The organism is Novosphingobium sp. (assembly GCF_039595395.1).
Taxonomy (GTDB): domain Bacteria; phylum Pseudomonadota; class Alphaproteobacteria; order Sphingomonadales; family Sphingomonadaceae; genus Novosphingobium.
This window is the reverse complement of the sequence record NZ_JBCNLP010000001.1, coordinates 1,653,539-1,679,248: the sequence shown is the minus strand read 5'-3', so window position 1 is coordinate 1,679,248 and position 25,710 is coordinate 1,653,539. Positions and strand designations below refer to the sequence as shown.

Here is a 25,710-nt window from a genome sequence, read left to right as displayed (position 1 = left end):
GAGGCTTTGCCCGAAAACAGAGGCAAGCCGGACGACAAAACAAACCTTGGGGAGGGTATGACCATGATTACAACTTTTACACTTGCGGCCGCTGCCGCGCTTGCTTCGCCCGCGATGGCCGCTGATGCCGCGCCTGAAACCACCGCCGCCGAGGTGATGGTCGATCCCGCACCGCTGCCCGCAGCGCCCGTGATCCAGAACACCGCCGAGCCTTCGCGCTTCTCGCCGCCGCCCGCCAACACGGCTGCAGCCAAGGTTGCCGCCGCCGATACGCCGGTGGACAGCGCGGGCAAGCTGAAGCTGGGCGGCGCGGTGCGTGGCCGCTATGATCTGCGCTTCAACGATGCCAATGGTGCGGGCCAGCGCAAGACCTCCAGCCATCTCTCCTTCGATACGGTGATCCTGAGCGCGGATTACGATTCCTCGAAATTCTTCGCCTCGGCGCAGTACCGCTTTTACGGTGGCAGCTTCATGTATGGCAAAGCCTCGGGATATCAGAATTATCCGGGTGAGATCAGCTTTCCGGTCTATGCCTATGCCGGTGTGAAACTGGATGCGAAGAACAAGGCGGCTTTCGGCCTGCAAGCCGTTCCCTTCGACGACCAGTTCTTCGGCTCATCCTTCCTCAACAGCCTGGGCTTTGTCTATGGCATGGAGGAAACCTACAATGTGGGCGCCACCTTCGCCCATAGCGGCAAGCGCCTGAGCTTTGCCGGCGGCTTCTTCCCCGCACCCGCACCCGCCGCTTTCGGCATCAGCGCTGACAGTTCGCGCTATTCGGTCAACATCGTGAAGGGCGACACTGGCCTCGCCAATGGCTCCAGCAATGCCGAGCGCAACATGGCCATCGGCAATGTCCATTACAAACTGGTCTCGACATCCAATAGCAGCCTGACCGTGGCCGCCTCGGCGTGGATTTCGCAGATCCACAATTTCGACACCCGTCAGGATGGCGCGCGCCACAGCTTCGCGCTGAGCCTCAAGGCCACGCAAGGCCCATGGCATGCCGCCGCCCGCGTGGCCCGTCAGGACATCTGGGCGCGCAATCCCGGCAACCGCGAGGTGGTCTCGGTGGGCGATTATGACGGCGCCTACAACATCGCCGCCCATGGCACGCTGGTGTTCGGAGAAGTGGGCCGCAGCATCGATACCGGCAAGTTCCCGATGAAGCTGGACCTCTATGCCAACTACGCCCGCTTCCTCAAGGATGCTGCCGGCTTCAAAGACACCACCCGCGTCAATGTCGGCGCCTATTGGACCGACAAGGCCCATCAGCGCATCCGCGTCTGGACCGAAGCTCTGATCGGCCAGAACGATCCCAACATTGGCGCGGGCCAGTTCTCGCAAGGCGCGGCCATGGGCGGAGACAATCGCACCAAGGTCTCGTTCCTGTGCATCTTCGGATATTATTTCTGAGTTAAATCATTGTTGTGAATGAGGAACAGGATGACGGAAGACGGCATCTATAACGACTTCGAAGACCGTAACATCGCCTTCGAAAAGCTTGAGCATGAAGCGGTCTATACGGTTGAGGAGAGCGCCGCCATTCACGCGGCGCTGCCAGCGGCCCATACGAAAAACCTGTTCCTCAAGGACAAGCAGGGCGCCTTCTGGCTGATCACCCTGCCGCATGACAAGCGGGCTGATCTCAAGGCTTTTGCCGCCCTGCTTGGCGCCGGGAAATTTTCCTTCGGCAAGCCGGAGGACATGGAGCGGCTGCTCGGCGTTACTCCCGGAGCGGTCACGCCCCTGGCCGCGATCAACGCCCGGGAAGGCCAGATCCCGCTTGTGTTCGATGCCGCGTTTCGTGGCACATCGCGCATTGCCGTCCATCCCTTGCGCAACACCGCGACCATCGCCCTGCCTTTCATCGCGCTGGAAGCCTGGCTGAAGGAGATGGGCGTCGCCACGCGGGTCGTGGCCCTCCCCTGACACTGACCAAATCGGCGCGTTTCACAGATAAGGATACTCCATGAAATCCCCAGAGACACCGGTCAGGATCGAGGATGTGGCGGTCAACCGCTTCCACCAGCATCTGACCCTGAGCGCCTGCATAGGCTGGTCGATGGTCGGCTATATCGTCAGCGTGATCGGCGTGGCGACCATCCCCATTGCCGCCGAATTGCATCTGAGCGGCAATGAGCAGGGTATGGTCGCGGCCATGGAGCTGCTGGGCGTGTTCTTCGGCGGTTTCGTGGGCGGCGCGCTGACCGGGCGCTTCGGGCGCCGCCGCCCCTATGCGCTGGGGCCGCTGATCATCCTTGCCGTATCGCTCTCGATGTATTGGGTGCAGAGTAGCACGGTGATGGCCGTGCTACGGGTGTTCTCGGGTCTGGCCGTGGGCATTGAATACACCTCCGCCGGTTCGCTGTTAACCGAATTTATCCCACAGAAGAGCCGTGGTTCGCGCCTCTCGCTGCTGACAGTGATGTGGTTTGCGGGGGCGGCTCTGGCCTATATCGTCGGTACGACGGTGCTGGCAAGCTGGGGCCCGAGCGCATGGCGGCACATCATGGCCAGCCCGGCGTTGATCGCCATCACGATGCTGCTTCTGCGCCTGGATGCGCCGGAATCGCCGCGCTGGCTGCTGAGCAAAGGCCGCAAGGATGAGGCCGATCGCATCATCAAGAAGGTCTATGGTCCCGGCTTCTCGCTGGAGAATCTTGGCGAACATTCATCCACCAAGGCGATGCGGTTCCTTGATGCGATCCGTGCCGGTTACGGGCCGCGCATCCTGTTTGTGGTGGTGTTCTGGGCCTGCGCTGTCGTGCCGATGTTCGCGCTCTACGCCTTTGTGCCGCGTCTGTTTTCCGCGCTTCACCTGACCGGCGACATGGCCTCCTACGGCTCGATCGCCATCACCCTGCTGCTGGCGCTGGGCTGCGGGCTCGCCTCCGGGCTGATCAACCTGATCGGGCGGCGCACGATGATCATCGGCAGCTTCCTGTTTTCCGGACTGGGCCTGCTGGGGCTGGGACTGTTCCCCAATGCGCCGGGCTGGATCGTGCTGACGCTGTTCGGCATCTATGCGCTGTTCATCGGTGGCGCGCAGGTGCTGGAAATCGTCTATCCCAACGAACTGTTCCCGACGGAAATTCGCCCCGCCGCCGTGGGCTTCGGGGCTTCGCTGGCGGCGCTCAGCTCTTCGGCTGGAACATGGCTGGTGCCGCTCGCTTTGGAACTGATCGGTATCGGCAATACGATGATGGCAGCAGCGGCCATCACTTTTCTGGGGCTTCTGGTTTCCGTGCTGCTGGCACCCGAGACGCGTGCGATGAGCCTTGATGAAGCGGCCTCGCTCGATCGGTAAAGCCACAATAAGCTGGAGGCCCGCATAGCTCGCCGGCCTCCTTTTTGCCAACAGCCTGGCTGAACGGGTTATCACCGTGGTCGTGCGGGCGATCAAAACGGACCGTCTTGGAATCGACGCCAATCAGCACACAGAGCATGCGGCCTCCGACTATTTATATCCGCTATCCACTGGTTCAGCGTGGAAGCGGACATTCCGAATACCACAACCCACCGATCATCCCAGCAACATCCAGCCGGGTGGCGCCCCCCGCCCTCTCCCGCTGACAAACCTGCCGTTGAAGGCCTCAGATCAGTCCGTCGAAAGCCATCCTCTGTTCATAGGAGCAGCCTAGGCCAAGAGTTCGGAGCTATGGGGGGCCCCGGTCTCTTTTGAGTATGCCTTAAGCAGACCAAGCACTGCCAAACCCGGTGCGTTTCAGACCCTCACTAAATTTCTTGCAAAGCGAGCGTTCGGCCGATTCAATCTCGTCGCGAAGGATTTTAGAAATACGCAGAACCTAGAAAATATCGGAAAGACCTTGAACCTGTATGATTTTCATGCTGCCATAATGCAGCATATTGAGAATTTAATTAGCATGAAAAATATGGAATTTCCGACCTGTCGCCGCTTTATAACACCCAATGCATGGCAACACAGGCGACTTAATTTTTGACAAGATAGGACAATCTAAAACAAAACACTAACCATATTACTGAATCCGACTTTGCCAATCGCCCCGACATGAAGGCTTATTTGAACGAATGGGCGAGGCGGTGAGCGCGCTCAAAAAGAAGATCGCTGATACCAAGAGCCACAATCAGATGCCCGATGTCTGCCCGCCCAAGGAAGCCGATCTGGACCTTGGCGCCATTTTGGCCGATGCAAAGCAGCTTCCCGCCGAATGGCAAAGCCGCCCCTTTGCCGACAGCTTTGCCCAGGTCATCAGCTCGTTCGACCCCAGATCGACCTTCAGTCTGATCGGTAGATTCTCCAGCAGCGCCTCGACCTTGTTGCCATCGACCAGCGGCAGATGCTGCTCGCTGACCAGGACCGCAACGGTCAATTTGTCGAGCATATCGCCGCCCAGCACGGCATCAATCCGGCGTCCCAGCATGCGCGACATAGGCTGCAGATCGACGGCATGCGGCGTTCCGGAGATAGTCAGGCGATGCGGGATCTCGAAACGCACATTATTCACCCTGCGTGAGGTCATGATGGCGCTGCCCGTGGCCAGACGCGTACCGGCAACACCCAACGCTAGACCCGCCTTCTGCGCGAAAACCTCGTCCAGCATGGTGACAACGGCGCCATTGTCGAGCAGCACATTCGCCTCGACCCCGTTGATCCGCGCCTTAAACATCACTTCATTGCGAAAGCGTTCGAAAGGGACGGGGCCCAAACCGCCTTTTTAACGACCCATGTCATCTGCACAGACCTTGGCGGCAGCGCACTGGCCGCCTCCTCCGTATGGGCCGGAGGCACGGCGCACAGCCACACAAGTGAAAGCAGCGGCAAGCGCCCGGCCGCAGGCATGGAAAAGACATCGCCGAAATCTCAATTGCGCAACATGCCTCGCATCAAGACGGCCGGTCCTTGTTCGCCTGGTTGGGGCGCCCCTCAGCGCATGCACAGCATCGCCGACCACGCTGAAACGGGTTGACGACTCCGCCGCCATCTTTTACCGATCGGTACAAGTTAAGCGGAGGTACCATGATGTCCCGTCCACCACTCCCCCCCTTCACCCATGAAAGCGCTGTCGAGAAGGTCCGTCTGGCCGAAGATGGCTGGAACAGCCGCGACGCGGCCAAGGTCGCCCTTGCCTACACACTCGACACGCGCTGGAGGAACCGGGTGGAATTCGCCACCAACCGCGACGAGGCTCAGGCCTTCCTCACCCGCAAATGGAACAAGGAGCTGGACTACCGGCTCATCAAGGAATTGTGGGCCTTCACCGGCAACCGCATCGCGGTGCGCTATACCTATGAATATCGTGATGACAGCGGCCAGTGGTTTCGCGCCTATGGCAATGAAAACTGGGAGTTTGCGCCGGACGGGCTGATGCAAAACCGCCATGCCAGCATCAACGAAATGCCCATCCGCGAAGAGGATCGCAAGTTCCGCTGGCCGCTCGGCCGCCGCCCGGATGACCACCCCTCGCTCAGCGATCTCGGCCTTTGAGCGGCAAGCGTGTTCTGACCGACCGCGCCTCGGCCATCCCCGCCCTCGCCGAAACCTTTCGCGCCCATGGCTATGAGGGGGCGAGCCTCTCGATGCTGTGCACCGCGACAGGCCTCGGCAAGGGCAGCCTCTACAACTTCTTCCCCGGCGGGAAGGAGGAGATGATGGCCGCCGTTCTGGCCGATATCGACCAGTGGTTCGACAGGGCTGTCTTTTCGCCGCTGACGCGGACGGACGATCCGGCAAGGGCCATCCGCGCCATGATGGAAGATGTCTCGGCCTATTTCCATGCCGGAGGGCGGGTATGCCTTGTGGGCTGGATCGGTCTGGGCGCCTCCCGCGCGGCTTTCGGAGACAGGGTGGAGGGCTATTTTGCCCACTGGATCGCGGCCTTGAGCCAATGCCTTGAAAGCGGCGGCCTGCCTGCGCAACAGGCTGCCCAACTCTCGGAAGAGGCGGTGTCGGCCATTCAGGGCGCGATCATTTTGTCGCGGGCTCTGGATGATCAGGCGACCTTCACGCGCATCGTCAGCCGTCACCGGGACGCCATGCTGGAGGCGCTTGCCGCCGCAGGTCGACGATAGGCCGTTGCGGATCAGCCCGGCGAACATTGGCATATCGTAATGTTGCTGAGATCCTTTCACCCTTGCCAGGCTATTGCGACGCATTATTAGGTCGTGCCGACGGCCCGGATACGGGCGGGGGCAAGGAGTGAACAATGAAGCGTCTCGTCTGGTGTCTGGGCATGGCCCTGACGCCCATGGGGTTTGTCGGCCAGTCGGCATGGGCCGGGGACACAGGCGCCGAGAATGATCAACCCACCATTCTCGTGACCGGCCTGCGCGAGGCCAGTGCCAGCATCACCGGCAGCCATGTCCCGCCGCTGCACTATCCGCAGAGCGTGACCGTGATGAATGCGCAGATGCTCGAAAAGCTGGGCGCCACGCGGCTGGACAATGCGCTCGATCTGGCGGGCGGTGTGGCGCGGCAGAATGATTTCGGCGGGCTGTGGGACAAATATTCGGTGCGCGGCTTTGCCGGTGACGAGAACAGCGGCCCCGATATTCTGGTCAACCGTTTCAGCAGCAATTTTGGCTACAACGCGCCCATCGACACCGCCACGGTCGAGCGCTTCGAGTTCCTGAAAGGCGCCGCCGCCGCCCTCTCTGGTCGGGGTGAGCCGGGTGGATCGCTCAACATCGTCACCAAGGCGCCACCGACGAAAACCGAAGCGCAAGCCTCGCTCAGCTATGGAAGCTGGCACAATCGGCGCCTGACGGGCGATGTCGGCGGCGCACTGACCGACACGATCAGCGCGCGACTGATCGGCGTCAGCGAGGCGAAGGACAGTTTCCGCAACACTGTCCATTCGAACCGCGAACTGATCGCCCCTTCCCTTGCCTTCAAGCCCAGTGAGCAGCTTCGCTTCCTCTATCAGGCCGAATATATGCGCAACCGCACGCCGCTCGATCGCGGTGTGGTGGCGCTGGGCGGCAATGCGCTGGCCATGGATCGGCGGACCTTTCTGGGCGAGCCCGGCGATGGGCGGATCGACCAGAAAAGCTTCTGGCAGCAGGGCAGCATGTTCGCCGCGCTCAGCGATGCGGTGTCGCTGGAACTGGGCCTGTCGCAGCGGCAGGGCAGCCTTCAGGGCTTTTCGACGCAGGCCGATTTTGGCGCGCGCGGGTTGCAGCCCGATGGGCGCACCATCGGACGCACCCGGCGCTATCACGATTTCCACTGGAACAATCTGACCGCCCGCGCCGAACTGACCGCCAAATTCACCCTGCTGGGCGTGGCCAACGACATCCGCCTCGGCGCCGACCGCGTGCGCCATGGCCAGAGCCAGTTGATGCTTCAGGCACGCGGCACCGCCGCCGCGCCGATCCTGACCATCGATGCGCTCGACCCGGCCTATGGCAAAACGACCAGCATCATGCCAACCAATCAGAACTTCCGCGACACCTTCGCCAGCGAGAGCATCTATGCGCAGGACCTGCTGACACGGGGCGACTTCACCCTGCTGCTGGGCGGGCGCTGGAACAGTTTCCGCGAACAATTGATCAACCATCTGAGCGGCGATCTGCACCTCAACACGCGCAATCAGGGCTTCACCCCGCGCGCGGCGCTGACGTGGAATGCAACGCGCGGGCTGGCGCTTTACACCAGTTGGGGCCGCTCGATCCGCCTCAACCCGTCCGACGGCATCAGCACCTTCGATCCCGAAAAGAGCGAGTCCAAAGAGATCGGCGTGAAATACAGCCTGCTGGGCAAGGCGCTGACCGGCCAGACCTCGCTCTTCGACATGACCAAGCGCAATGTGCTCAACCCCAATGCCTCCGATCCTTTCGTCAAGACGCAGATCGGGCGCCAGCGCTCTCGCGGGATCGAGAGCGAGGCCACGCTGAACCTGCGCTCGGGCCTGTTCGTCACCGCGACCTATACCTATCTCGACGCCACGGTGGAGAATGACAAGAACACCGCGCTGATCGGCACGCGCCTGTCGAATGTGCCCAATCATATGGCGTCGATCTATGCCGCGCAGGATTGGGGCCGCATGACGCTGGGTGGCGGGGTGACCTATGTCGGGCAGCGCAACGGCGATCCCTATGCCTCGGGCTATATGCTGCCGGGCTATGTCATCGCGCGGGCCAATGCGACGGTGCGGGTCAATCGCCATGTCGATCTGCGGGTCGATCTCGATAACATCTTCGACAAGCATTACGCTGCCAGCAGCTATGCCAATGTCTGGACCACACCCGGAGCACCCCGTAGCTGGCGCGTCACGCTCGACGCGAAGCTGTAGTCACGCCTGCTCCAGCCGGAACAGGCGGTCCAGCGACCAGGCTCCGCCGCCGCGTGCCACCAGCGGCAGCAGCAATCCGGCCCAGCTCAGATGCGTGGGCCAGGCATCGGGATAGACGAAGATCTCGATCACGCTGGTCATGCCCAGCAGGGCCAGCGCGGCGGGGCGGGTGAACAGACCCAGCACCAGCAGGATGGGGAACAGATGCTCGGAATAGGTGGCCATATGCGCGGCCACCACCGGGTCGGCAAAGGGCAGCGCATAATCGGTGCGGAACAGCTCATAGGTCGCATCGGTGATGGTCAGCAGCCCCTCCACCTTGGTGCGGCCCGAGAGGAAAAAGACGGCAGCAATGCCCAGCCGCGCGACAAGCAGCAACGCAGCCTCGGGGATCAGGCGGTTCGCCCCGGCACAGGCCCGGCGATAAAGGGAAAGCGGCGATATCATGTGCGGCCCTTTCGATCAGGGGGACCGCCGCCGGGTGGTCCTTCCCGGCGGCGCAAGCCGTTTCAGGCCTTGGGGGTCAGCGAGCCCATGCCCCTGGGCGTCTTGATCGCGGTGCAGGTGCCCGCCTTCACCAGCTTCCAGGCGTCACCCTGATAATTGACCTTTGAGGTGCCCGCGCAGGTGGTGCCCGCCCCGGCCTTGCAGTCATTGTGCCCGGCCAGCGCCACGCCATAGCATTTTTCCATGGGCTGCTTGGCGCCATCGGCGGCATGGGCGGCCCCGGCAGTCAGGGTGAGAGCCAGAGTGGCGGCGAAAGCGGCGTGAGTAGGCTTCATGGATGGTCTCCTGCGTAAGAAAGGGGATGCGCAAGGCGCCCCGGAAAGGCAGCGCCTTGCGCCGATCCGGCCTGATGGGAACACCGGATCATGCCTCGACTTACGCAGGCCGGATCGTGCCGGTTACACCCGGCATCAGCAGAAAAATTTTCATCCATCGCGCGAAATGGCTGTAACCATGCTCCACCCAGCCGCGTAACCCCTGCGGGAGGCCGCATGCAGGCAAGCGAAGCACAGTTGAAGGCATGGATGATCGCGGGGCTAGGCGGCGATGCTGTCGCGCATGAGCTGCTGCTGCGCGCTCTGGTCCCGCTGCTGACCTCCTTCTACCGCCGCCGGATGCGCGACGCGGACAGCGATGTCGAGGATCTGGTGCAGGAAACGCTGATCTCGGTCCATGGCAAGCGCGCCACCTATGACCGCGACCGGCCCTTTACCGCCTGGCTCTATGCCATTGCGCGCTACCGGCTGATCGATCATGTGCGCCGCCGCAAGCTTTCGGTCCCCATCGAGGATGTCGAAACCATCCTGATGGCTGAAGGCTTCGAGGAGGCCCTGTCCGCCCGCATGGATGTCGAGGCCCTGCTGTCCACCCTGTCGCCCAAACAGGCGCGCGCCATCCGCGAAACGCAGGTCGAGGGGCTGAGCATTGCCGAAGCGGCCGAAAAGGCCGGTCTTGGAGAATCCGACGTGAAAGTATCCGTCCACCGTGGTCTCAAGACGCTGGCCGCCCGCCTGCGGGGAGAGCGCCCATGAAAAACCGGGACATGAACACCGATGATCTGATCCGTTCGCTCAGTCGCAATGTGCCGCCAGTGCCGCGCGGCACTCTGGGCCGCCGTCTTGCTCTGGGCATGGTGGCAGGCGCGCTGGTGACGGCGCTGCTGGTGGCCGGTGTGCTGGGCATCCGGCCCGATCTGCATGCCGCCATGCACGGCTTCTCCTTCTGGATGAAATGGACCTACACCGTTTCTCTGGGCGTCGGTTCGGTGATGGCGGTGCTGCGTCTGGCGCGGCCCAACCCGCAGAGCCTGCGCGGCCTGTGGTGGCTGAGCGTGCCGGTGCTGCTGCTCGCCGGGATCGGCATTGGCGAGCTGGCCTATACCCCCTCGCGCGACTGGCTGGCGATGTGGCTGGGGGCGAGCTGGAAGGTCTGCCCATGGCTGGTGCTGACCTTGGCCATGCCGATCTTTATTGGCCTGCTGTGGTCCTTCCGCCGCATGGCGCCCACGCGGTTGCGTGAGGCGGGCGCCGTGGCGGGTCTGGCGGCGGGGGCCTGGGCGGCAACTATCTATTGCCTGCACTGCCCCGAGGTTTCGGCGATTTTCGTGCTCACCTGGTACAGCCTTGGCATTCTTCTGGCAGCGGGCATCGGCGCCTTGCTGGGCCCGAAATTGATGCGCTGGTAAGCGGTGTAACCAAACCGCGCCCCCCTGCGTAAGAGGGATGCCAACAGGGCAAAACTCTCGTTCAGGAGATCACGATGACCGCTTCCAAATCCGCCGTCAGCTTTGCCGCCGCCGCCGCGCTTCTCGCGCTGTCGGGTGCCGCCACCTCCACCCCTGCCCTTGCCAAGACCGGCGCCGTGAAGGCCGCCTGCTATGGCGTGAATGCCTGCAAGGGCCAGTCGGACTGCAAGTCGGCGGGCCATGACTGCAAGGGCATGAACGACTGCAAGGGCCAGGGCTTCAAGACCGAAACCGCCAAGCAGTGCAAGGCCGACGGCGGCAGCCTGACCGCGCCGAAGTAACGGATTGGCCCGGCTGCCTCGGGGGTGGTCGGGCCGCTTTTCAGGAGCATGGGCATGGCGACCTCTCACACCTTCGGCCTGGGCCTTCGCAAGCCGCATTACGGCGATTTCCTCGATGGCGATGCACCGGTGGCAGTCGATTTCGTCGAGGTGATTTCCGAGAATTTCATGGTGGAGGGCGGCCGTCCCCTCGATGTGCTGCGCCGGGTGCGCGAACGCCATCCGGTGGCGCTGCATGGGGTCTCCATGTCGCTGGGCTCCGCCGATGGGCTCGATGCCGATTATCTGCGCCGCTTGCGCGCGCTGGTCGATGCGGTCGAGCCCCTGTTCGTCTCCGACCATCTGAGCTGGTCGCGGATCGGCGGCTTCAATTCGCATGACCTGCTGCCTCTGCCCTACACGCTCGAAGCGCTGGAGGTGGTCTGCGCCAACATCCATCGCGCTCAGGACGCGCTGGGCCGCACCATGCTGATCGAGAACCCCTCCAGCTATCTGACGCTCGATGGCGAGATGAGCGAATGGGCCTTTCTCGACCAGATCTGCGCACGCACCGGCTGCGATCTGCTGCTGGATGTGAACAACATCGTGGTCAGCGCCGCCAACCATGGTTTTGATGCTCTGGCCTATCTGGCGGGCATTCCGGCGGAGCGGGTGAAACAGATCCATCTGGCTGGGCACAGTCAGGGCCGCGACCTGCTGATCGACACCCATGACAAGCCCGTGCCGATCTCGGTCTGGTCGCTCTATGCGCAGGCGCTGGAGCGCACCGGCCCGGTTGCCACCATGATCGAGCGCGATGACGATATTCCACCGCTGGCCGATCTGCTCGATGAACTGGCCATGGCCCGCCAGATTGCCGCGCTTCCGGCATGGAGCCTCGCATGAAGCTACTCGCCCTGCAAACCGGCCTGCGCGACTGGCTGACCAGCGAGGAGGCGCCTGCCCTAAAGGCCCCGAACCGCGAGGCTGGGCTGAGCGTCTATCTCAACAACTATCGCGCGCAATTGATGGCCTGCCTGCGGGAGAGCTATCCCACGCTCCACGCATGGCTGGGCGATGATGCTTTCGATGCCGCAGCCGCGCAGCATATCGACCGCTCGCCGCCGGGCAGTTGGACGCTCGACGCCTATGGGCTGGGCTTTCCCGAAACTGTGCGCGACCTTTATCCGCACGATACGGAAGTCGGCGATCTGGCCGCGCTGGAATGCGCGTTGGCGCAAGCCTTTATCGCGCCGGACAGTCCGCCGCTCGATCCCGCCAGCCTTGCCGAGATCGACTGGGACCGCGCCAGACTGCGCTTTATCCCGGCTCTCACGCTGCTTCCCGCCAGCAGCAATGCCGGGGCCATCTGGTCCGCCATCGCACAGGGCGAAACCCCGCCTGCCGCTCAGGCACTGCCTTATCCCGGTGCCATACTGGTCTGGCGCGAAGGCTTCACCCCGGCCTTCCGCACGCTGGAAGCCACCGAGGCCCGCGCTCTGGAAGCCCTGCAAGAGGGCTGCGATTTCGGCGCCCTTTGCACGATGCTGGTCGCGCGCGAGGGTGAGACAGCAGGCCCCCAGATCGCCGGAACCTATCTGGCGCAATGGCTTGCCGATGCCATCATCGCGCAGATTTCCGACCAGCCCTTGTAACCGCGGCTCCCCCCGCCGCGTAGCCCTTCCAACAGAAGGAGGTCGCCACATGATCGATATACGCAAGCTTCTCACCTATCCCTTGCCCGGCGACTGGGCCGCGCTGCCGCTGCGTCTGATCGTCGGCTTCGGCTTTATGCAGCACGGCTTTGCCAAGCTGGCGCGCGGGGCCGATGCTTTCCCCGCCATCCTGCAGGCGATGGGCATGCCCTTCCCGCATCTGCTGGGCTATGCCACCATCGCGGTCGAGCTGCTGGGGGGCCTGTGCATCCTGATCGGCGCTCTGGTGCCGCTGGCAGCCATACCGATGATCACCGTGCTGGTGGTGGCGACCGTCACGGTGCATTGGCCCAACGGTTTCAGCGCGATCAAGCTGATGTCCTATGATGCGGCGGGCGCTCATTTCGGCCAGCCGGGCTATGAGACCGACCTGCTCTATATCGCCGCCATCCTTGCCCTGTGCCTGACAGGACCGGGGCCCTTCTCGGTCGACCGGCTGCTGACCCGGATCTGGCGCCGCTAGATCAGATCGAACCCCGCTGGTTTCACCCCCGGAAACACCATATTCAGCCGGTCCGCGCCCAGCGCATATTGCCGCCCCGCCAGATAGCCCACCAGAGCGCGATAGTCGGTCAGCACAGGCAGATCGCGGCTCTGGTTGAGCGTCTCGGCGGCAACGCGCACCTGCGGGCCGACCATGCGCCCGCCGCGCACACCGCCACCCATCACCCAATAGACGCTGCCATGGCCATGGTCGGTGCCCCGGTCGCCGTTCTCGCGGAAGGTGCGGCCAAATTCCGAGACCACCACCACCGTGGTGCTGCGCCATGCCTCGGGCCCGATCTCCTCGACGAAACCGGCAAGGCCCCGGCCCAGCTCGCCGATGCGGTCGGCCAGATAGCCTTGCGCGCCGCCTTGATTGACATGGGTGTCCCAGCCTCCGACATCGACGAAAGCCAGATTGTACTGGTCGCGCATCAGGCGGCCAATGCGCCGGGCAGAGAGTTCAAAACCCTTGGGCAGCACGGCGCCGCGATTGGCCTGCACCATCTCCTCGGACAGGGATTTGGCCACGGTGCTGCGCACCGCAAAGCCCTGCGCCACCGCCTGCGAGAGACCCTTGTCGATCTCGCCGCCCTGATACATCGCCTGAATGAGCTGGGCCTGATGCGGATCGATCCCGCCATTGAGATTTCCCGCCAGCGCGATGTTGGGCACCGCCATATGCGCGCTGCCCTGAAAGCACAGCGGTACGCGGTCGGAAAAGGCGATCGGGCGGTCCTGCCCAAGCGTATCGGCCAGCCGCGCCATAAAGCCCGAACGGAAATTGCGCGAAGCACCGATGGGCTGCCCCAGTTCGATGGTATCCTGCGTTTCGAAATGGCTGCGGCTCATGTCGTCGGTGCCGGCAAAGGGCACAAAGGCGATCTGTTTGGCCTGCCACAGCGGATAGATGCTGTCCTTCAGCGCCGGATGCAGCCCCCAGTCGCCATCAAGCGGCAAAGCGGCATGTGGGTCCGCCGGATTGGGCTTGGCCAGCGCCAGAGTGGGGCGCGCCTGATGGTAGAAGTCGCTGCCCACCGGCGCGACGATGTTGGCCGCATCATAGGCCCCGCGCAGGAACACCAGCAGCATCCGGTTCGATCCCGCCGCAGGCGCCGCAAAGGCCCGGCCCGCGACCACCAGCGGGGCCATTGCTCCGGCAGCTTTCAACAGATCACGACGATGCATGAGACATCTCCTCAGCGATGCATGAAGTCCGGTGACGACAGATAAAGCACATTCCATTCCTGAGGCGTGCGGGCCTGCGTCAGCACGTTGCTGGTGCGCGGGCTCAGGCGCTGCATCAGCGACTGGTAGAACAAGGCGTTCTGGATTTGCGGAAAGGCGGGCTGCTCGGGCTGACTGCCGTCGCGCGGCTTGAACAGCCCCGCCGAGCCGCTGCCGATGGAGCGCGCGATCTCGAAGCGGGTCTCCATCTGGCCGGGGCCGGTCCAGCTTGCGGCATCCATCGCATAGCCATCGGGCGTTTCATGGGCATAGAGCCCCTCGCCCATGCGCTGCAGCCAGTAGTTGAGCGGATCGGTGTTGAGCACCACCCGGTCGCCATAGGCCAGCCGCACCGCCGAGACGGCATAATGCATCGGGTCCTTGAACTGCTTGCCCAGCGAGGCGGTGAACTCGTTTGAGCGGAACATTACGCGCAGCACGGCGGCGATATCGCCATTGCTGTGCTGGAAGCTGGCGGCCATGCGGTCCACCAGCGCGGGGGGCGGGTTGTCGCCGGTGAAATAGGTGGCCAGTTGCAACGAGACATGATGCGCCGTCGCGGGCGAGGCGGCGATCAGATCGAGCGCCTGCTCCACCTCATGGAAGCCGCTGCCCTTGATGGTGTGGCCAAGGAACTGCTTGTCGCCGAAATCATGGCGCGCCGGGTTGAACTCGAACAGGCCTTCGCGGACGTAAAGCGGCTGCCATTGCGGTTTGAGTTTCGGCGCATCGGGTTTGAGATCGACGCCCACGCCGGTCAGGATGCGGGCCAGCTCCTGCACATCCTTCTGACTGTAGCCCGAGCCGACGCCCATGGAGTGCAGCTCCATGATCTCGCGCGCATAGTTCTCGTTGATATGGCCGACGGCGTTCTGGTCATTGTCGAGGTAGCGCAGCATGGCGGGATGGCGCAGCGTCGCCTCCAGCAGGTCGCGGAAGCGGCCCAGAGCGCGCGGGCGGATGGCCTGATCCTCATAATCGGCGACCATGGTGCGGATGTCGCGCTTGCCCGCCTGAACGTTGAAATGGTTGAACCAGAACCATGTCATCTGCTCGCGCAATTGCCCCGGAGCATAGAGGTCGCGCAGCAGCGAACGCGCCTGCGCCTGACGGCCCAGTTCGGCCATGTCCTTGTTGTAGGCATCGCGCGCGGCCTTGCGCTGGTCGGGATCGGTCAGCGCATTGGCGGCGCGGTTCTGCGCATCCATCTCGACCACCAGTTGGGCCATCGGCTCGCGGCTGATGCGCATGGCGTCGGACTGGGCCTGCGCCGCCGGGGGCAAGGGCGCGGCGGGTGCGCGCAATTGCTGCTCCAGCCAGTCACGCTGGCCCATCTGCGTCAGATCGCGCACGCTGGCTTCATTGACGCCCCATGTCACGCGATCGAGAAAACCCGTGGCCGCCGGAGTCGTGGCGGCATGGGCCGGAGCACCAGCCAGAAGAATGCAGCAGCCGCACAGCAGCCCTGAGCGCAAGCATTTGAGCATCGATACCACATCCCTAAAGCATCGACAGACATGCTCCCCACCGCGTTCCGGGAGGAAGCGCGGGGAGATGTGCGCCTTCGTGCCTTAACGGGAGCCTAATCCCCCATCGATGCGCAAGGGCCGGTGGGCTTGCCCAGAGCCCGCAGCGCAGCCTAACCGATATGCCCATCCCCCTCGCGCCGTCCTGCCAGCCCCTCGGCCAGCAGCACCATGGCGAGCATGGCCAGCAGCACCACGCTCGCCCCGATGCCCACCGCGCTCCAGCCCCAGCCGGCCACGATCCACCCGCCCAGCGGCGGCCCGACCAGAGCCCCGCCCGCGCCAAATTGCGTGACGAGGCCATTGGCTGTGGCAATCCTCGGATCGTCCGGCGAGGCGGCTCCGGCCTGCTGAGGCAGGCGCGCGAACATCACCGGCGGCACCAGCCCGCTGACCATCACCGCCAGCACCGCCAGCGCGCCGCGCAAAGCCAGCGCCATCCCCGCGCCATGATAGAGCGCAAGGATCAGCGGCACCGTCGCCAGCAGGGCCACCACCGCAAGGATCGCGCTGCGCCGGGCTGGCATCACGCCTCCGCGCATCGACCAGATGGCCACGCCCGCGCCGGGCAGCGAAGCCAGCGAGGCCAGCGCGGCGATCAGCGCCGCCGTGGCCAGACTGGCGCCGCTCTGCTCGATCAGGAAGCTGGGCAGCAGCATCGTCACCGCGCTGATGAAGACCGTGTAGAGGCCGAAACCGAAGGTCGAAAGCCATGCCGCCGGATCGGGCAGCCTGATGCGATGGCGCGGCGCCGCGCCGATGGTCATGCGGGCGATGCCCAGCCCGCCCAGCACGATCACCGCCGTCCACAGCGCCATGATCCCGCGCACGCCCAAAGCGGGCAGCACCGCCCCGGTGACAGCCGCGCCCAGCGCGATGCCCACCGGCACGAAGGTGCTCCACAGGGCCAGAGCGCGCGGGCGGGTATCGTCATGCGCGATGGCCGAGATCGCCGTGGGCGCGGCGATCACCACCAGAAGATAGCCCACACCCTCGAGCGCGCGGGCCGCGAACAGCAGGGTGATGTCGCTGGTCAGCGTTTCCATCAGGCTGGTAGCAGCAAGGATCGCCAGCCCCGTCAGCAGAAAACGGCGGACACCGCTGCGCGCCAGCGCCAGCCCCGCGACAAAGCCGAACAGCCCGCCGCCCACCTCCAGCAGGGAAATCAGCCAGCCCAGTTGCGACAGCGTGAGATGCCCCTGCGCCTGCATCAGCGGGGCGATGACCGACATTTTGGCGAATTGCGCCGCTGCCAGCACGCCAAGCAGCCAAAGGGTGATGATACGGGGCCAGGGAGAATTCATGGGGCGGCCCTTAACGTGATGCCGCCCCTGCGGCTACCCCGGCCGAGCGGGCAGGCCATCCAGCCCTTGGCCGGGCGCCTGTTCTCCATGCACATTCTGGGGGATGACCGCTTTGTCGCGCGCACCTATAGTGCCGGCAGGCTCGCCCACGACCGAGATGCACCAAAGGCCTGATCTGATGACCGATACGCCCCTCTCCGCCCTGATCGCCGCCCTCCCCAAGGCCGAGCTGCATCTGCATATCGAGGGCTCGCTGGAGCCCGAACTGATGTTCGAACTGGCCCAGCGCAACCATGTCGCCATCCCCTATGCCAGCGTGGAGGAAGTCCGCGCCGCCTATTCCTTCAGCCGCCTGCAGGATTTCCTCGACATCTATTACGCCGGGGCCGACGTGCTGCGCACCGCCCGCGACTTCCACGATCTGGCCGCCGCCTATTTCGCCCGCGCCGCCGCGGACAACATCCGCCACGCCGAGATCTTCTTCGACCCCCAGACCCACACCGACCGCGGCATTCCTTTCGACGTGGTGATGGAGGGCCTGACCTCCGCCATGGACGAGGCGCATGGCCGTTACGGCATCACCTCGGGCCTGATCCTGTGCTTCCTGCGCCATCTGAGCGAGGAGGCCGCGCTCGACACCCTCGCCCGCGCCGAGCCGTGGATCGACCGGCTACTGGGGGTGGGCCTCGATTCCTCCGAGGTGGGCCACCCGCCCGCCAAATTCGAGCGTGTTTTCGCCCGCGCCGGGAAACTGGGCCTGAAGCGCGTCGCCCATGCCGGGGAGGAAGGCCCGCCCGCCTATGTCCATGAAGCGCTGGATCTGCTGAAGGTGGACCGCCTCGATCACGGCAACCGCGCGATGGAAGACCCCGCTCTGGTCAGCCGCCTGGCGAAGGAAGGCATGGCGCTGACGGTGTGCCCGCTCTCGAACCTGAAGCTCTGCGTGGTGGATGACATGGGGCAGCACCCCATCCCCGCCATGCTGGAGGCCGGGCTGACGGCCACGGTGAACTCCGACGATCCGGCCTATTTCGGCGGATATGTGAACGATAATTTCTACGCTCTGGATGCGGCGGGTGTGTTGACGCGCGAGGGGCTGATCCAACTGGCGCGCAATTCCTTCACGGGGGCGTTCTTGAGTGAGGCTGATAAGGCCAAGTATATGGAAGAGATCGATAAGGTTATTGAAGCAGTTTGAAGGAAAGATGCGAGGGGGTTACCCCCTCGCGCTCCCATGACGTCTTCCGGCGATAGGGCAGTGACACCGAAATGGTGCGCCTGAACTCTCCACTTGCGCTGGCCAAAGCGCCGCAGGCAGTCAAGCCATAAGAACGATAGCGCTGCCTGGGGTATTTTATGCCTGCAGCACCGCGACCTTTTCCTTTGGCCGAACCCGATGCGCAACGAAGACATGAACGGGAGCGCGAGGGTGTAACACCCTCACATTCTTCCCTTTTAATCCCCTTGAAAGCCCAAAGCCTCCCGCAACGGCCCCAGCCATGCGTCCCACGCCTGCCAGTTCTCGGTGCCCTGCCGGAAAATGGGGGAACGCACCTGCTCCGAAGAAGGCGTGCGCACCGGGCGCTTGGTCTTGTGGAACTGCAGGCAGGCGTCCTCGAAGGGCAGGTTCAGCCCTTCCAGCAAAGCCCTGATCTGCCCCTCGCTGTCCTCGACCAGATCCTCATAGCCGATGCGGTGCACCGCGCCGGGCCGCACCGCGTCGAAATGCCCCATCAGCCGCACATAATCGCGGTAATAGTGCCCCAGATCGGCCAGATCATAGGCAAAGTGCTGCCCGCGCGCGAAATGCTGGCGGAAGTTGGCCACGCCCGCCGACAGCGGATGGCGACGCACATCGACGATGCGCGCATTCGGCAGGATCGCCTTGATAAAGCCGACATAGAGCCAGTTGTTGGGCAGCTTGTCGATAAATAGCGGGCGGTCGGTTTTGCGCTGGGGGGAGACGCGGCGCAGATAGTCCTCGCCCAGCGCGCGCAACTGATCCGCCGAAAGCCCGGCTAGCCCTGCATGGGGATCGGCACCCAGACTGCCCCAGAGTTCGGGAATATCCGGCAGTTCGGCAATGGCCTCGACCTGACTGTGGCTGGCCAGAATCTGCTCGATCAGCGTGGAGCCTGCGCGCGGCAGGCCGACGATGAAGATCGGGTCGGGCGCGGCGCAGCCCTGCCCCTGCCGCGCGGCAAAAAACGCTGCATCGAAGCTGGCGGCCATCGCCTCCACCCGCCGCGTCGTCTCACCGGCATCGTAATGGATCAGCGCGCGGCGATGGGCATTGGCATCGCGATAGGCTGCAAAAGCCTTCGCCGGATCCCCCGCATCTTCCCACGCCTTGCCGCTGGCGAATTCGAGGTGGAAGCGGTCCTCGGGCGCCAGATCCTTACGCTCCAGCGCCTGTGTCATCGTCGCGCGATCCGCATCGTCGAAGCGCACGGTCTTCAGGTTCGCCAGCGACCACCACGCCTCGCCAAAGCCGGGCTCCAGCGCCACGGCCTTGCGATAGGCCTCCACCGCATCGCCCAGCCGCCCCACGGTTTTCAGCACATGGCCGCAGGACATCCACACCCGCGCATGCCCCGGAAAGCGCGCCAGCATATCCTCATAGAGCGCCAGCGCCGCCTCAAACTCGCCCAGCCGGTTGAGCACGGCGGCGCGCAGATTGGTGTTGCCCTCTTCGCGCTCGACATCAAGCCGGTCGAGCTGCTCCAGCGCCTCGCTCGCCCGGTTGGTGCGATAGAGCATGGTCGCCAGATTGACCCGCGCCGCGCTGAAATCGGGCGCCAGCTCCAGCGTGCGGCGTAGCAGGGTTTCGGAATCGCGCGCGCGGCCGATCCGCGTGGCCAGTTCGGCCAGCATGCGGATGGCGGCAACATCGAAAGGATCTGCCTTAAGATGATTCTTGAGCAGCGGTTCGGCTTCATCCAGCCGGTTCTGGCGCAGCGCCAGCGCAGCGCGCAGCAGGACAGGATCGCGCGTGGCGGCGGCCAGGCGGTCGGAAAGATTGGTGCTCATGGGTGGAACTATGCTGTTTTGGCCACGGTTTGGCAAATAGCAGCACACCGCAAGCCCCCTGCGTCATTTACCCCTTGCAATCATCAAGGACACACGCTGTGATAAAAATACAATAATGTAACAGGGTGGACATATTATGCGCGATCGCGTCGCCGGGGTTTCGATGCGCCGTCTGTCGGGGGCGACTCTCGCCTCGCTGCTGGGGGGCACCATGCTGGCCTCCACACCGGCGCTGGCCCAGCAGGCCGCCAATCCCGATGCTCCCGCTGACATTGTGGTCACCGCGCAAAAGCGCGAGGAAAGCCTGCAGCAGGTCCCCATCAGCATCCAGGCGCTCAGCGCCGCCAAGATGGAGCAGCATCAGGTCGCCAGCTTCGACGACTACGCCAAGCTGCTGCCCAGCGTCAGCTTCCAGTCCTATGGTCCGGGCCAGTCGCAGATCTATTTCCGCGGCGTGACCTCGGGCAGCGACTACAATGGCGCCTTTGGCGGATCGCAGCCGACCAGCGCGCTCTATCTCGACGAAATGCCGCTGACCACGATTGGTGGCGCGGTCGATCTGCATATCTATGACATGCAGCGCGTCGAGGCTCTGTCGGGCCCGCAGGGCACTTTGTTCGGGTCAAGCTCGCTCTCGGGCACGCTGCGCCTGATCACTAACAAGCCGACGCACAAGTTCGAAGCCGGGATCGACGTTTCAGGCACCACCTTCGGCAAGGGCGGCAATTCCAGCGGCGGCAGCGTCGATGCTTTCATCAACATTCCCATCAGCCAGAACATCGCCTTCCGCGCCTCGGGCTTCTACCAGCGCGACGGCGGCTACATCAGCAATGTGCCGGGCACGCGCAACTATCCGGCCACCGACGTTAACGGCAACCCGACCATCGTTCCGGTCAGCAATGCCAAATACGTCAAGAAGAACTACAACGATGTCGAAACCTGGGGCGGCCGCGCGGCCCTCGGCATCGATCTGGACGAGAACTGGACCGTCACGCCCAGCGTGATCTACCAGAACCAGAAGGCGCATGGCACCTTCCTCTATGGTCCGCTGACGGGCAATGATCCGCTCAGCCCCTCGGTCGGCGACCTGAAGGTGCAGGACTACACGCCCGAGATGAACCGCGACCAATGGGTGCAGGCCGCCATGACCATCCATGGCAAGCTGGGCAATTGGGATGTGACCTATGCGGGCGGCTATTTCAGCCGCTTTGTCGACACGACCGCCGATTATTCGGATTACACGGTATCCTATTACGAGGCGCTGGGGCCGGCCTACACCAGCTTTATCGGGGCGAACGGGCAGAACCTCGACCCCAGCCAGACCTATCACGTCCACCACCACTACACCAAGCAGAGCCACGAGTTCCGCGTCTCCTCGCCCTCCACGGACCGCTTCCGCCTGACCGCGGGCCTGTTCATGCAGCGCCAGACCGACGAGATCAAAGCCGACTACATCATTCCGGGGCTGGCGACCGCTCAGGGCAATCCGGCGGTGCCGCGCTGCGGGGATGATATCTTCTGCTCGCGCATCACCCGCATCGACCGCGACTATGCCGCCTTTGCCGATGCCTCTTACGACATCCTGCCCAATCTGACGCTGTCGGCGGGCATTCGCGGCTTTATCGCCAACAACACAGCTTCGGGCTTCTCGGGCACGGCGAGCCGGGTGGGCACGGCCTCCTGCCCCGTCACCAGCGACATGAACCTGCCCTGCCTGCTGTACAACAAGAAGGCGATCGAGGCCGGGCAGACGCATCGTGTCACCTTGAACTGGAAGGTGGACCGCGACCATCTGGTCTATGCCACCTATTCCACCGGCTATCGCCCAGGCGGCATCAACCGCCTGATCCAGGTGGCGCCTTACGAGGCCGATACGCTGACCAACTATGAGGTCGGCGTGAAGACGCAATGGTTCAACCGCCGTCTGACCGTCAACCTCGCCCTCTTCGACGAGGAGTGGAACAAGATGCAGATCGGGCTGACCACGCCCGATTCCAACGGCACGCTCAGCATCTACAATGTTGGCAGCGCGCGGATCCGGGGTGTGGAAGGCGACGCCAGCCTGAACCTTGGCCATCTGGTGATCTCGGGATCGGGGTCCTACACCGATGCCAAGACAAGGAAGGACTTCTGCAACATCGGCGCGGGCGGCAATCCCGATTGCAGCCAGGGCGTCTATATTCCGGCGGGCACGCGCCTGCCGGTGCAGCCGAAGTTCAAGGGCAATGTCACGGCGCGCTACAGCTTCGATCTGGGCGGTTACCGACCCTATGTGCAGGCCAGCGCCAACCATCAGTCGGGCACCAACGGCTATTTCGTGCAGCCCGTGCCCGGCGCCCTGTGGCAGACGGCAGGCTTTACCACCTTCGACTTCTCGCTGGGCGCCAAGGCCGGGCAATGGTCGTGGGAGGCTTTCGTGCTCAACGCTTTCGACAAGCGCGGCATCCTCAGCCTCAACACGGTCTGCATTCCCTCGACCTGCGCGCAATTCGCGCGGGCCTATCCGACGCGGCCTCAGGAGTTCGGGATCAAGCTGGGCCGGAAGTTCTGACCATCCGAATGATGCCCGGAGGCAGGCCTGAACCTGCTTCCGGGCATCACGCCGTTCAGGGCCGCGTGGCGTTGAGCGAGACGTTGATCTGGACATTGGCGGCCACCATCTCGGTGCCCTTCCACTGCCCCTGGCCCACGCCGAACATACCGCGATTGATGGTCAGGCTGCCCTGCATCTGCGCGTTTTTGCCGTCGATCTTGAGCGTGAAAGGCAGCACCACCGGGCGGCGCACCCCACGAATGGTGAGGTCGCCCATGGCCTGATAGCGTCCACCCCCCAGGTCCTTGAAATTGGTGGCCACAAAGGTCGCGCGAGGGAAAGCGGCGACATTGAACCAGTCGGCGGTCGGCAGGCTCTGGTCGCGGGTGGCCTCGCCGGTCACGGCCGAGCCCATCTCGATGGTCGCGGCGACGCGGGACTGATTGAGCGCCTTGGGATCGAAGGCGATCTGCGCATCCCAGCGGCGGAACTCACCCTTCACGCCCTGATTGTTGACCGCCACGCCAAAGCCGAGATGCGAATTGCCCTTGTTGACGTTCCACGTCGGGGCTCCGGCATGGGCGGGCGCGCTGATGACAGTTGCGCTCAGGGCAAGCGCGGCAAGCGGGATGAAACGCATGGTCGATACTCCTTGGGAATTGGGATCAGTTGCTGCGGCTCAGGCGCGGCAGCATGCGGGAAAGCACCTTGTCCCGCGCGACAAGCTGGTGCTTGAGCGCCGCCCCGACATGCAGCGCCACCAGCGCCGCCGTGCCGAAAGCCAGCGCCTTATGCGCGCCCTCGGACAGATGGTTGACCTGCATGCGCGCCTCCACCGGCCAGTCATGCACCGGCAGATGCGGCCAGGGCACGGTGTGGAACAACAGGGTGGGCAGGTTGAAAGCGCTGGTCGACACCAGCAGCCAGCCGGTCAGCGGCATGCCGATCATGATGGCATAGAGCAGCCAGTGCACCGATGACGCCGCCAGCTTCTCCCAGCCGCGCATGGTGTCGGGATAGGGCGGCGCGCGATGTGTCAGCCGCCAGACCAGCCGCAGCACGCTGAGCAGCAGCACCAGGATGCCGATGCTCTTGTGAAGCTGGTATTTCTCGAACTGCGCCAGCCCCTCCAGCGTCTGCATCCACCAGCCGAGCCCCAGATTGGTGAGGATCAGCACCGCGATCGTCCAGTGCAGAAAAATGGCGAGTGAGGAATAGCGAGGCATGCGGCATCCTTGCGACAGGCGCGACGGCACAGGCAGGCCTTACGATGCAAGGCCGGCATGATGGTCTGCGAGAAGAGGTGTGGCGGGGCGACGGTTGGTCTTGCCCCCTGATAGCCTTACGCAAGACTGCACGAAATTCACGATTATGCGCTGGCCATTATGCGTTTTTGCATAAGCTGAAAGGTTTGAGGCCAGCGCCCCTTAGAGCGTTCGTTCCTTCAGGAAAGAACGCGGATTTTGGTCGCCTTGGCCGCGACCAGCGCCTCCAGCAATTCCCAGAAAGCCTCGGCGGCGGCGGTGCCCAGATCGACATAAAGCCTTTCCGCCACGATATAGACCGAGTGAACACAACCCGTCAGCTCGGCCTCGGGATCGTGGTCGACCTCCTCGGGGTCGAACCATTTCTCGAACCAGTCGGCGATGGCCTCGCCGATGGCGGGCACGTCATGCTCAACCACCAGCGCATCCCAGCGCAGCGCCTCGATCACCAGATCCGCTTCGCCCATCTGGCCCGCGATGGGGTCGAAGACCAGCATGCCGTCGGGCTCGAAGAAGACGCTCTCCGGACCGTCGTCATTGCGCTGAAAATCCACCACGGCCAGTTGTTTATAGGCGGCGGTGCCCTGCGGAAGCTCGAACTTCACCTCGGGGCTGCCAACATGGCACACGGAGCGCTGATGGAGAATAAAGGCCCGGAACTGGGCCACATAATGGTCCCGGATTTCGATCACCAGGTTTTCGACGGCTGCATCACTCATAAGGCGACTATGAGGATGCGGCGGGGATTGTCGAGAGGGTGTAAGGGGGAAATGAGAGAAGATGCGAGGGGGTTACCCCCTCGCGCTCCCATAACGTCTTCCGCCGACGCGGCAGTGGCGCCGAAGCCGAGCGCTCAACCTCTCCACCGGCGCAACTCAAAGCGCCGCAGGCAATGAATTAAAGCCTGCGGCGCGGCAAACTGAGCGCAAGGCCGAACCCGAAGCGCAACGCAGACATTAAAGGGAGCGCGAGGGCGCCCTAGCTTGTCGCTCGCGGCAAGCGCTCGCTTAAAGGCCCTCGCATCTTCACCCCTTCCACTTTTCTGACCCGAACCAAATCATCGAGCAGATCCCCGCCATCCTCCAATGCATGATCGATCAGCCCCAGCACCACCGCCCGCGCCGCCTCGCTGCTCCGCGCAGCAATCGCGCGAAACAATGCTTCACGATCGGGCCGAGGATCACGCGGCACATGACGACTACGCCTCACCCCGGCGAGATAGGCCACCGAGGCGCCAATCAAAGACGCCAGTTGGGAGAGGATTTCATTGTCCGCCGCATCCAGCAAAACCTTTTGGAACAGCGCATCGGCGGCCTGCGCCTCTGTGGTGCCGGGGCGATGACGCCCCATCACATCCAGCGCCCCAGCCATCCGTTCGAGATGGCCCTGCGTGCGGCGTTGGGCCGCCAGAGCCGCGACGGCCGGCTCGACGATCATGCGGACATCGAAGAGCGCGGTCAGGAAGGTATCGGGCGGCCCGTTCTGGAGAATCCAGCCCAGCACATCGGGGTCCAGCAGATTCCACTGATGGCGGGGCAGCACCCGCGTGCCCGATTTCGGCCTGATCTCGACAAGATTCTTCGCCGCCAGCATGCGGATCGCCTCACGATAGGCCGGGCGTGAGATTTTCAGCGACTGGATCGCCGTCAATTCGCTGGGCAGCAAGGCCCCTGGAGCATGCCTGCCCTGCACGATGGCGATGCCCAGATCCCGCGCGACCGTTGTATGCAACAGTTCCGCCGTGCGGGTCGCGTCCAGACGCCTGGGCTCGCGTGCCTCATAGAACTCGTCCATTCGCGTCATTGTGGACGCGTTTGGCGCATAAGCAAGGGTCGCCGGG

At 63.8% G+C, this 25,710-nt stretch carries 26 protein-coding genes; 15 read left to right on the top strand and 11 right to left on the bottom strand.

Annotation, left to right across the window (positions count from 1 at the left end; genetic code table 11):
• Window positions 1-63: 63 nt before the first annotated feature.
• The 3 genes from ABDW49_RS07875 to ABDW49_RS07865 are packed head-to-tail and all read left to right on the top strand — an operon-like array spanning window position 64 to window position 3,310.
• A complete protein-coding gene (locus ABDW49_RS07875) occupies window positions 64-1,416 on the top strand; it encodes a hypothetical protein (protein ID WP_343610988.1) in 1,353 nt (450 codons plus the stop codon).
• Between the two features lie 30 nt (window positions 1,417-1,446).
• Complete coding sequence (locus ABDW49_RS07870) at window positions 1,447-1,932, top strand: prolyl-tRNA synthetase associated domain-containing protein (RefSeq protein ID WP_343610987.1); 486 nt, start codon at window positions 1,447-1,449, stop codon at window positions 1,930-1,932.
• 40 nt (window positions 1,933-1,972) lie between these two features.
• Window positions 1,973-3,310, top strand: a complete 1,338-nt coding sequence (locus ABDW49_RS07865) for an MFS transporter (RefSeq protein WP_343610986.1) — start codon at window positions 1,973-1,975, stop codon at window positions 3,308-3,310.
• A 799-nt stretch (window positions 3,311-4,109) separates the two neighbouring features.
• On the opposite strand, the gene ABDW49_RS07860 is transcribed toward ABDW49_RS07865, so the two are convergent.
• On the bottom strand, window positions 4,110-4,652 hold the full coding sequence (locus ABDW49_RS07860; RefSeq protein WP_343610984.1) for an aspartyl protease family protein: 543 nt from the start codon (window positions 4,650-4,652) through the stop codon (window positions 4,110-4,112).
• A gap of 353 nt (window positions 4,653-5,005) precedes the next feature.
• Here ABDW49_RS07860 and ABDW49_RS07855 point away from each other — a divergent pair, with 353 nt between their 5' ends.
• From ABDW49_RS07855 to ABDW49_RS07845, 3 genes are all read left to right on the top strand, one after another.
• Window positions 5,006-5,470 carry a DUF1348 family protein gene (locus tag ABDW49_RS07855; protein ID WP_343614205.1) on the top strand — a complete coding sequence of 155 codons (465 nt, stop codon included), beginning with the start codon at window positions 5,006-5,008 and terminating at the stop codon, window positions 5,468-5,470.
• Window positions 5,467-6,054 carry a TetR/AcrR family transcriptional regulator gene (locus tag ABDW49_RS07850; RefSeq protein ID WP_343610982.1) on the top strand — a complete coding sequence of 196 codons (588 nt, stop codon included), beginning with the start codon at window positions 5,467-5,469 and terminating at the stop codon, window positions 6,052-6,054. Before ABDW49_RS07855 ends, ABDW49_RS07850 begins: the two co-directional genes overlap by 4 nt.
• Window positions 6,055-6,188: 134 nt before the next feature.
• The gene (locus ABDW49_RS07845) at window positions 6,189-8,276 is read left to right on the top strand and encodes a TonB-dependent siderophore receptor (RefSeq protein ID WP_343610980.1); all 2,088 of its coding nucleotides are present in this window, start codon (window positions 6,189-6,191) and stop codon (window positions 8,274-8,276) included.
• Here the strand turns inward: ABDW49_RS07845 and ABDW49_RS07840 are convergent, their stop codons facing one another.
• Complete coding sequence (locus ABDW49_RS07840; RefSeq protein WP_343610978.1) at window positions 8,277-8,723, bottom strand: DoxX family protein; 447 nt, start codon at window positions 8,721-8,723, stop codon at window positions 8,277-8,279. It abuts the gene before it with no gap.
• Between the two features lie 62 nt (window positions 8,724-8,785).
• Complete coding sequence (locus ABDW49_RS07835) at window positions 8,786-9,058, bottom strand: DUF2282 domain-containing protein (protein ID WP_343610977.1); 273 nt, start codon at window positions 9,056-9,058, stop codon at window positions 8,786-8,788.
• Between the two features lie 26 nt (window positions 9,059-9,084).
• On the opposite strand from ABDW49_RS07835, the gene ABDW49_RS07830 reads away from it, so the two are divergent.
• From ABDW49_RS07830 to ABDW49_RS07800, 7 genes are all read left to right on the top strand, one after another.
• On the top strand, window positions 9,085-9,234 hold the full coding sequence (locus ABDW49_RS07830) for a hypothetical protein (protein WP_343610975.1): 150 nt from the start codon (window positions 9,085-9,087) through the stop codon (window positions 9,232-9,234).
• 40 nt (window positions 9,235-9,274) lie between these two features.
• Window positions 9,275-9,814: a sigma-70 family RNA polymerase sigma factor gene (locus tag ABDW49_RS07825; protein ID WP_343610973.1), complete on the top strand. Its 540-nt coding sequence runs from the start codon at window positions 9,275-9,277 to the stop codon at window positions 9,812-9,814.
• Window positions 9,815-9,825: 11 nt separating this feature from the next.
• Complete coding sequence (locus tag ABDW49_RS07820; RefSeq protein ID WP_343614203.1) at window positions 9,826-10,467, top strand: DUF1109 domain-containing protein; 642 nt, start codon at window positions 9,826-9,828, stop codon at window positions 10,465-10,467.
• Between the two features lie 74 nt (window positions 10,468-10,541).
• Complete coding sequence (locus ABDW49_RS07815) at window positions 10,542-10,808, top strand: hypothetical protein (RefSeq protein WP_343610971.1); 267 nt, start codon at window positions 10,542-10,544, stop codon at window positions 10,806-10,808.
• A gap of 48 nt (window positions 10,809-10,856) precedes the next feature.
• Complete coding sequence (locus ABDW49_RS07810) at window positions 10,857-11,693, top strand: DUF692 domain-containing protein (protein ID WP_343610969.1); 837 nt, start codon at window positions 10,857-10,859, stop codon at window positions 11,691-11,693.
• Window positions 11,690-12,442: a DNA-binding domain-containing protein gene (locus ABDW49_RS07805; protein ID WP_343610967.1), complete on the top strand. Its 753-nt coding sequence runs from the start codon at window positions 11,690-11,692 to the stop codon at window positions 12,440-12,442. Before ABDW49_RS07810 ends, ABDW49_RS07805 begins: the two co-directional genes overlap by 4 nt.
• A gap of 49 nt (window positions 12,443-12,491) precedes the next feature.
• The gene (locus tag ABDW49_RS07800) at window positions 12,492-12,965 is read left to right on the top strand and encodes a DoxX family protein (protein ID WP_343610965.1); all 474 of its coding nucleotides are present in this window, start codon (window positions 12,492-12,494) and stop codon (window positions 12,963-12,965) included.
• Here the strand turns inward: ABDW49_RS07800 and ABDW49_RS07795 are convergent.
• From ABDW49_RS07795 to ABDW49_RS07785, 3 genes are all read right to left on the bottom strand, one after another.
• A complete protein-coding gene (locus ABDW49_RS07795; RefSeq protein ID WP_343610963.1) occupies window positions 12,962-14,173 on the bottom strand; it encodes a DUF1501 domain-containing protein in 1,212 nt (403 codons plus the stop codon). The genes ABDW49_RS07800 and ABDW49_RS07795 overlap by 4 nt on opposite strands.
• Window positions 14,174-14,184: 11 nt before the next feature.
• A complete protein-coding gene (locus ABDW49_RS07790) occupies window positions 14,185-15,699 on the bottom strand; it encodes a DUF1800 domain-containing protein (protein WP_343610961.1) in 1,515 nt (504 codons plus the stop codon).
• A 152-nt stretch (window positions 15,700-15,851) separates the two neighbouring features.
• On the bottom strand, window positions 15,852-17,042 hold the full coding sequence (locus tag ABDW49_RS07785; RefSeq protein ID WP_343610960.1) for an MFS transporter: 1,191 nt from the start codon (window positions 17,040-17,042) through the stop codon (window positions 15,852-15,854).
• A 178-nt stretch (window positions 17,043-17,220) separates the two neighbouring features.
• Here ABDW49_RS07785 and ABDW49_RS07780 point away from each other — a divergent pair, with 178 nt between their 5' ends.
• Complete coding sequence (locus ABDW49_RS07780; protein ID WP_343610958.1) at window positions 17,221-18,240, top strand: adenosine deaminase; 1,020 nt, start codon at window positions 17,221-17,223, stop codon at window positions 18,238-18,240.
• Window positions 18,241-18,497: 257 nt separating this feature from the next.
• Here ABDW49_RS07780 and ABDW49_RS07775 read toward each other — a convergent pair whose 3' ends face one another.
• Window positions 18,498-20,072, bottom strand: coding sequence for a sulfotransferase (locus ABDW49_RS07775; protein WP_343610956.1), 1,575 nt, complete (start codon window positions 20,070-20,072; stop codon window positions 18,498-18,500).
• A gap of 136 nt (window positions 20,073-20,208) precedes the next feature.
• Between ABDW49_RS07775 and ABDW49_RS07770 the strand changes: the two genes are divergently transcribed.
• Window positions 20,209-22,623: a TonB-dependent receptor gene (locus ABDW49_RS07770; RefSeq protein ID WP_343610954.1), complete on the top strand. Its 2,415-nt coding sequence runs from the start codon at window positions 20,209-20,211 to the stop codon at window positions 22,621-22,623.
• Window positions 22,624-22,678: 55 nt separating this feature from the next.
• Here ABDW49_RS07770 and ABDW49_RS07765 read toward each other — a convergent pair whose 3' ends face one another.
• The 4 genes from ABDW49_RS07765 to ABDW49_RS07750 all read right to left on the bottom strand — a co-directional run bounded on the left by ABDW49_RS07765 (window position 22,679) and on the right by ABDW49_RS07750 (window position 25,673).
• Complete coding sequence (locus tag ABDW49_RS07765) at window positions 22,679-23,245, bottom strand: YceI family protein (protein WP_343610952.1); 567 nt, start codon at window positions 23,243-23,245, stop codon at window positions 22,679-22,681.
• A 25-nt stretch (window positions 23,246-23,270) separates the two neighbouring features.
• Window positions 23,271-23,831: a cytochrome b gene (locus tag ABDW49_RS07760; protein ID WP_343610951.1), complete on the bottom strand. Its 561-nt coding sequence runs from the start codon at window positions 23,829-23,831 to the stop codon at window positions 23,271-23,273.
• Between the two features lie 218 nt (window positions 23,832-24,049).
• Window positions 24,050-24,589, bottom strand: coding sequence for a hypothetical protein (locus tag ABDW49_RS07755; protein WP_343610949.1), 540 nt, complete (start codon window positions 24,587-24,589; stop codon window positions 24,050-24,052).
• Between the two features lie 259 nt (window positions 24,590-24,848).
• Window positions 24,849-25,673, bottom strand: a complete 825-nt coding sequence (locus tag ABDW49_RS07750) for an FCD domain-containing protein (RefSeq protein ID WP_343610947.1) — start codon at window positions 25,671-25,673, stop codon at window positions 24,849-24,851.
• Window positions 25,674-25,710: the final 37 nt, after the last annotated feature.

Excerpts from the sequence above, each read along its gene's own strand:
- ABDW49_RS07860 (WP_343610984.1), bottom strand. The coding sequence starts at position 4,652 with ATGTTTAAGGCGCGGATCAACGGGGTCGAGGCGAATGTGCTGCTCGAC.
- ABDW49_RS07790 (WP_343610961.1), bottom strand. The coding sequence starts at position 15,699 with ATGCTCAAATGCTTGCGCTCAGGGCTGCTGTGCGGCTGCTGCATTCTT.
- ABDW49_RS07750 (WP_343610947.1), bottom strand. The coding sequence starts at position 25,673 with ATGACGCGAATGGACGAGTTCTATGAGGCACGCGAGCCCAGGCGTCTG.
- ABDW49_RS07840 (WP_343610978.1), bottom strand. The coding sequence starts at position 8,723 with ATGATATCGCCGCTTTCCCTTTATCGCCGGGCCTGTGCCGGGGCGAAC.
- ABDW49_RS07775 (WP_343610956.1), bottom strand. The coding sequence starts at position 20,072 with ATGAGCACCAATCTTTCCGACCGCCTGGCCGCCGCCACGCGCGATCCT.
- ABDW49_RS07845 (WP_343610980.1), top strand. The coding sequence starts at position 6,189 with ATGAAGCGTCTCGTCTGGTGTCTGGGCATGGCCCTGACGCCCATGGGG.
- ABDW49_RS07875 (WP_343610988.1), top strand. The coding sequence starts at position 64 with ATGATTACAACTTTTACACTTGCGGCCGCTGCCGCGCTTGCTTCGCCC.
- ABDW49_RS07810 (WP_343610969.1), top strand. The coding sequence starts at position 10,857 with ATGGGCATGGCGACCTCTCACACCTTCGGCCTGGGCCTTCGCAAGCCG.
- ABDW49_RS07825 (WP_343610973.1), top strand. The coding sequence starts at position 9,275 with ATGCAGGCAAGCGAAGCACAGTTGAAGGCATGGATGATCGCGGGGCTA.
- ABDW49_RS07805 (WP_343610967.1), top strand. The coding sequence starts at position 11,690 with ATGAAGCTACTCGCCCTGCAAACCGGCCTGCGCGACTGGCTGACCAGC.
- ABDW49_RS07785 (WP_343610960.1), bottom strand. The coding sequence starts at position 17,042 with ATGAATTCTCCCTGGCCCCGTATCATCACCCTTTGGCTGCTTGGCGTG.
- ABDW49_RS07795 (WP_343610963.1), bottom strand. The coding sequence starts at position 14,173 with ATGCATCGTCGTGATCTGTTGAAAGCTGCCGGAGCAATGGCCCCGCTG.
- ABDW49_RS07755 (WP_343610949.1), bottom strand. The coding sequence starts at position 24,589 with ATGAGTGATGCAGCCGTCGAAAACCTGGTGATCGAAATCCGGGACCAT.
- ABDW49_RS07760 (WP_343610951.1), bottom strand. The coding sequence starts at position 23,831 with ATGCCTCGCTATTCCTCACTCGCCATTTTTCTGCACTGGACGATCGCG.
- ABDW49_RS07855 (WP_343614205.1), top strand. The coding sequence starts at position 5,006 with ATGTCCCGTCCACCACTCCCCCCCTTCACCCATGAAAGCGCTGTCGAG.
- ABDW49_RS07780 (WP_343610958.1), top strand. The coding sequence starts at position 17,221 with ATGACCGATACGCCCCTCTCCGCCCTGATCGCCGCCCTCCCCAAGGCC.
- ABDW49_RS07765 (WP_343610952.1), bottom strand. The coding sequence starts at position 23,245 with ATGCGTTTCATCCCGCTTGCCGCGCTTGCCCTGAGCGCAACTGTCATC.
- ABDW49_RS07835 (WP_343610977.1), bottom strand. The coding sequence starts at position 9,058 with ATGAAGCCTACTCACGCCGCTTTCGCCGCCACTCTGGCTCTCACCCTG.
- ABDW49_RS07820 (WP_343614203.1), top strand. The coding sequence starts at position 9,826 with ATGAACACCGATGATCTGATCCGTTCGCTCAGTCGCAATGTGCCGCCA.
- ABDW49_RS07770 (WP_343610954.1), top strand. The coding sequence starts at position 20,209 with ATGCGCGATCGCGTCGCCGGGGTTTCGATGCGCCGTCTGTCGGGGGCG.
- ABDW49_RS07865 (WP_343610986.1), top strand. The coding sequence starts at position 1,973 with ATGAAATCCCCAGAGACACCGGTCAGGATCGAGGATGTGGCGGTCAAC.
- ABDW49_RS07815 (WP_343610971.1), top strand. The coding sequence starts at position 10,542 with ATGACCGCTTCCAAATCCGCCGTCAGCTTTGCCGCCGCCGCCGCGCTT.
- ABDW49_RS07800 (WP_343610965.1), top strand. The coding sequence starts at position 12,492 with ATGATCGATATACGCAAGCTTCTCACCTATCCCTTGCCCGGCGACTGG.
- ABDW49_RS07870 (WP_343610987.1), top strand. The coding sequence starts at position 1,447 with ATGACGGAAGACGGCATCTATAACGACTTCGAAGACCGTAACATCGCC.
- ABDW49_RS07830 (WP_343610975.1), top strand. The coding sequence starts at position 9,085 with ATGCGCAAGGCGCCCCGGAAAGGCAGCGCCTTGCGCCGATCCGGCCTG.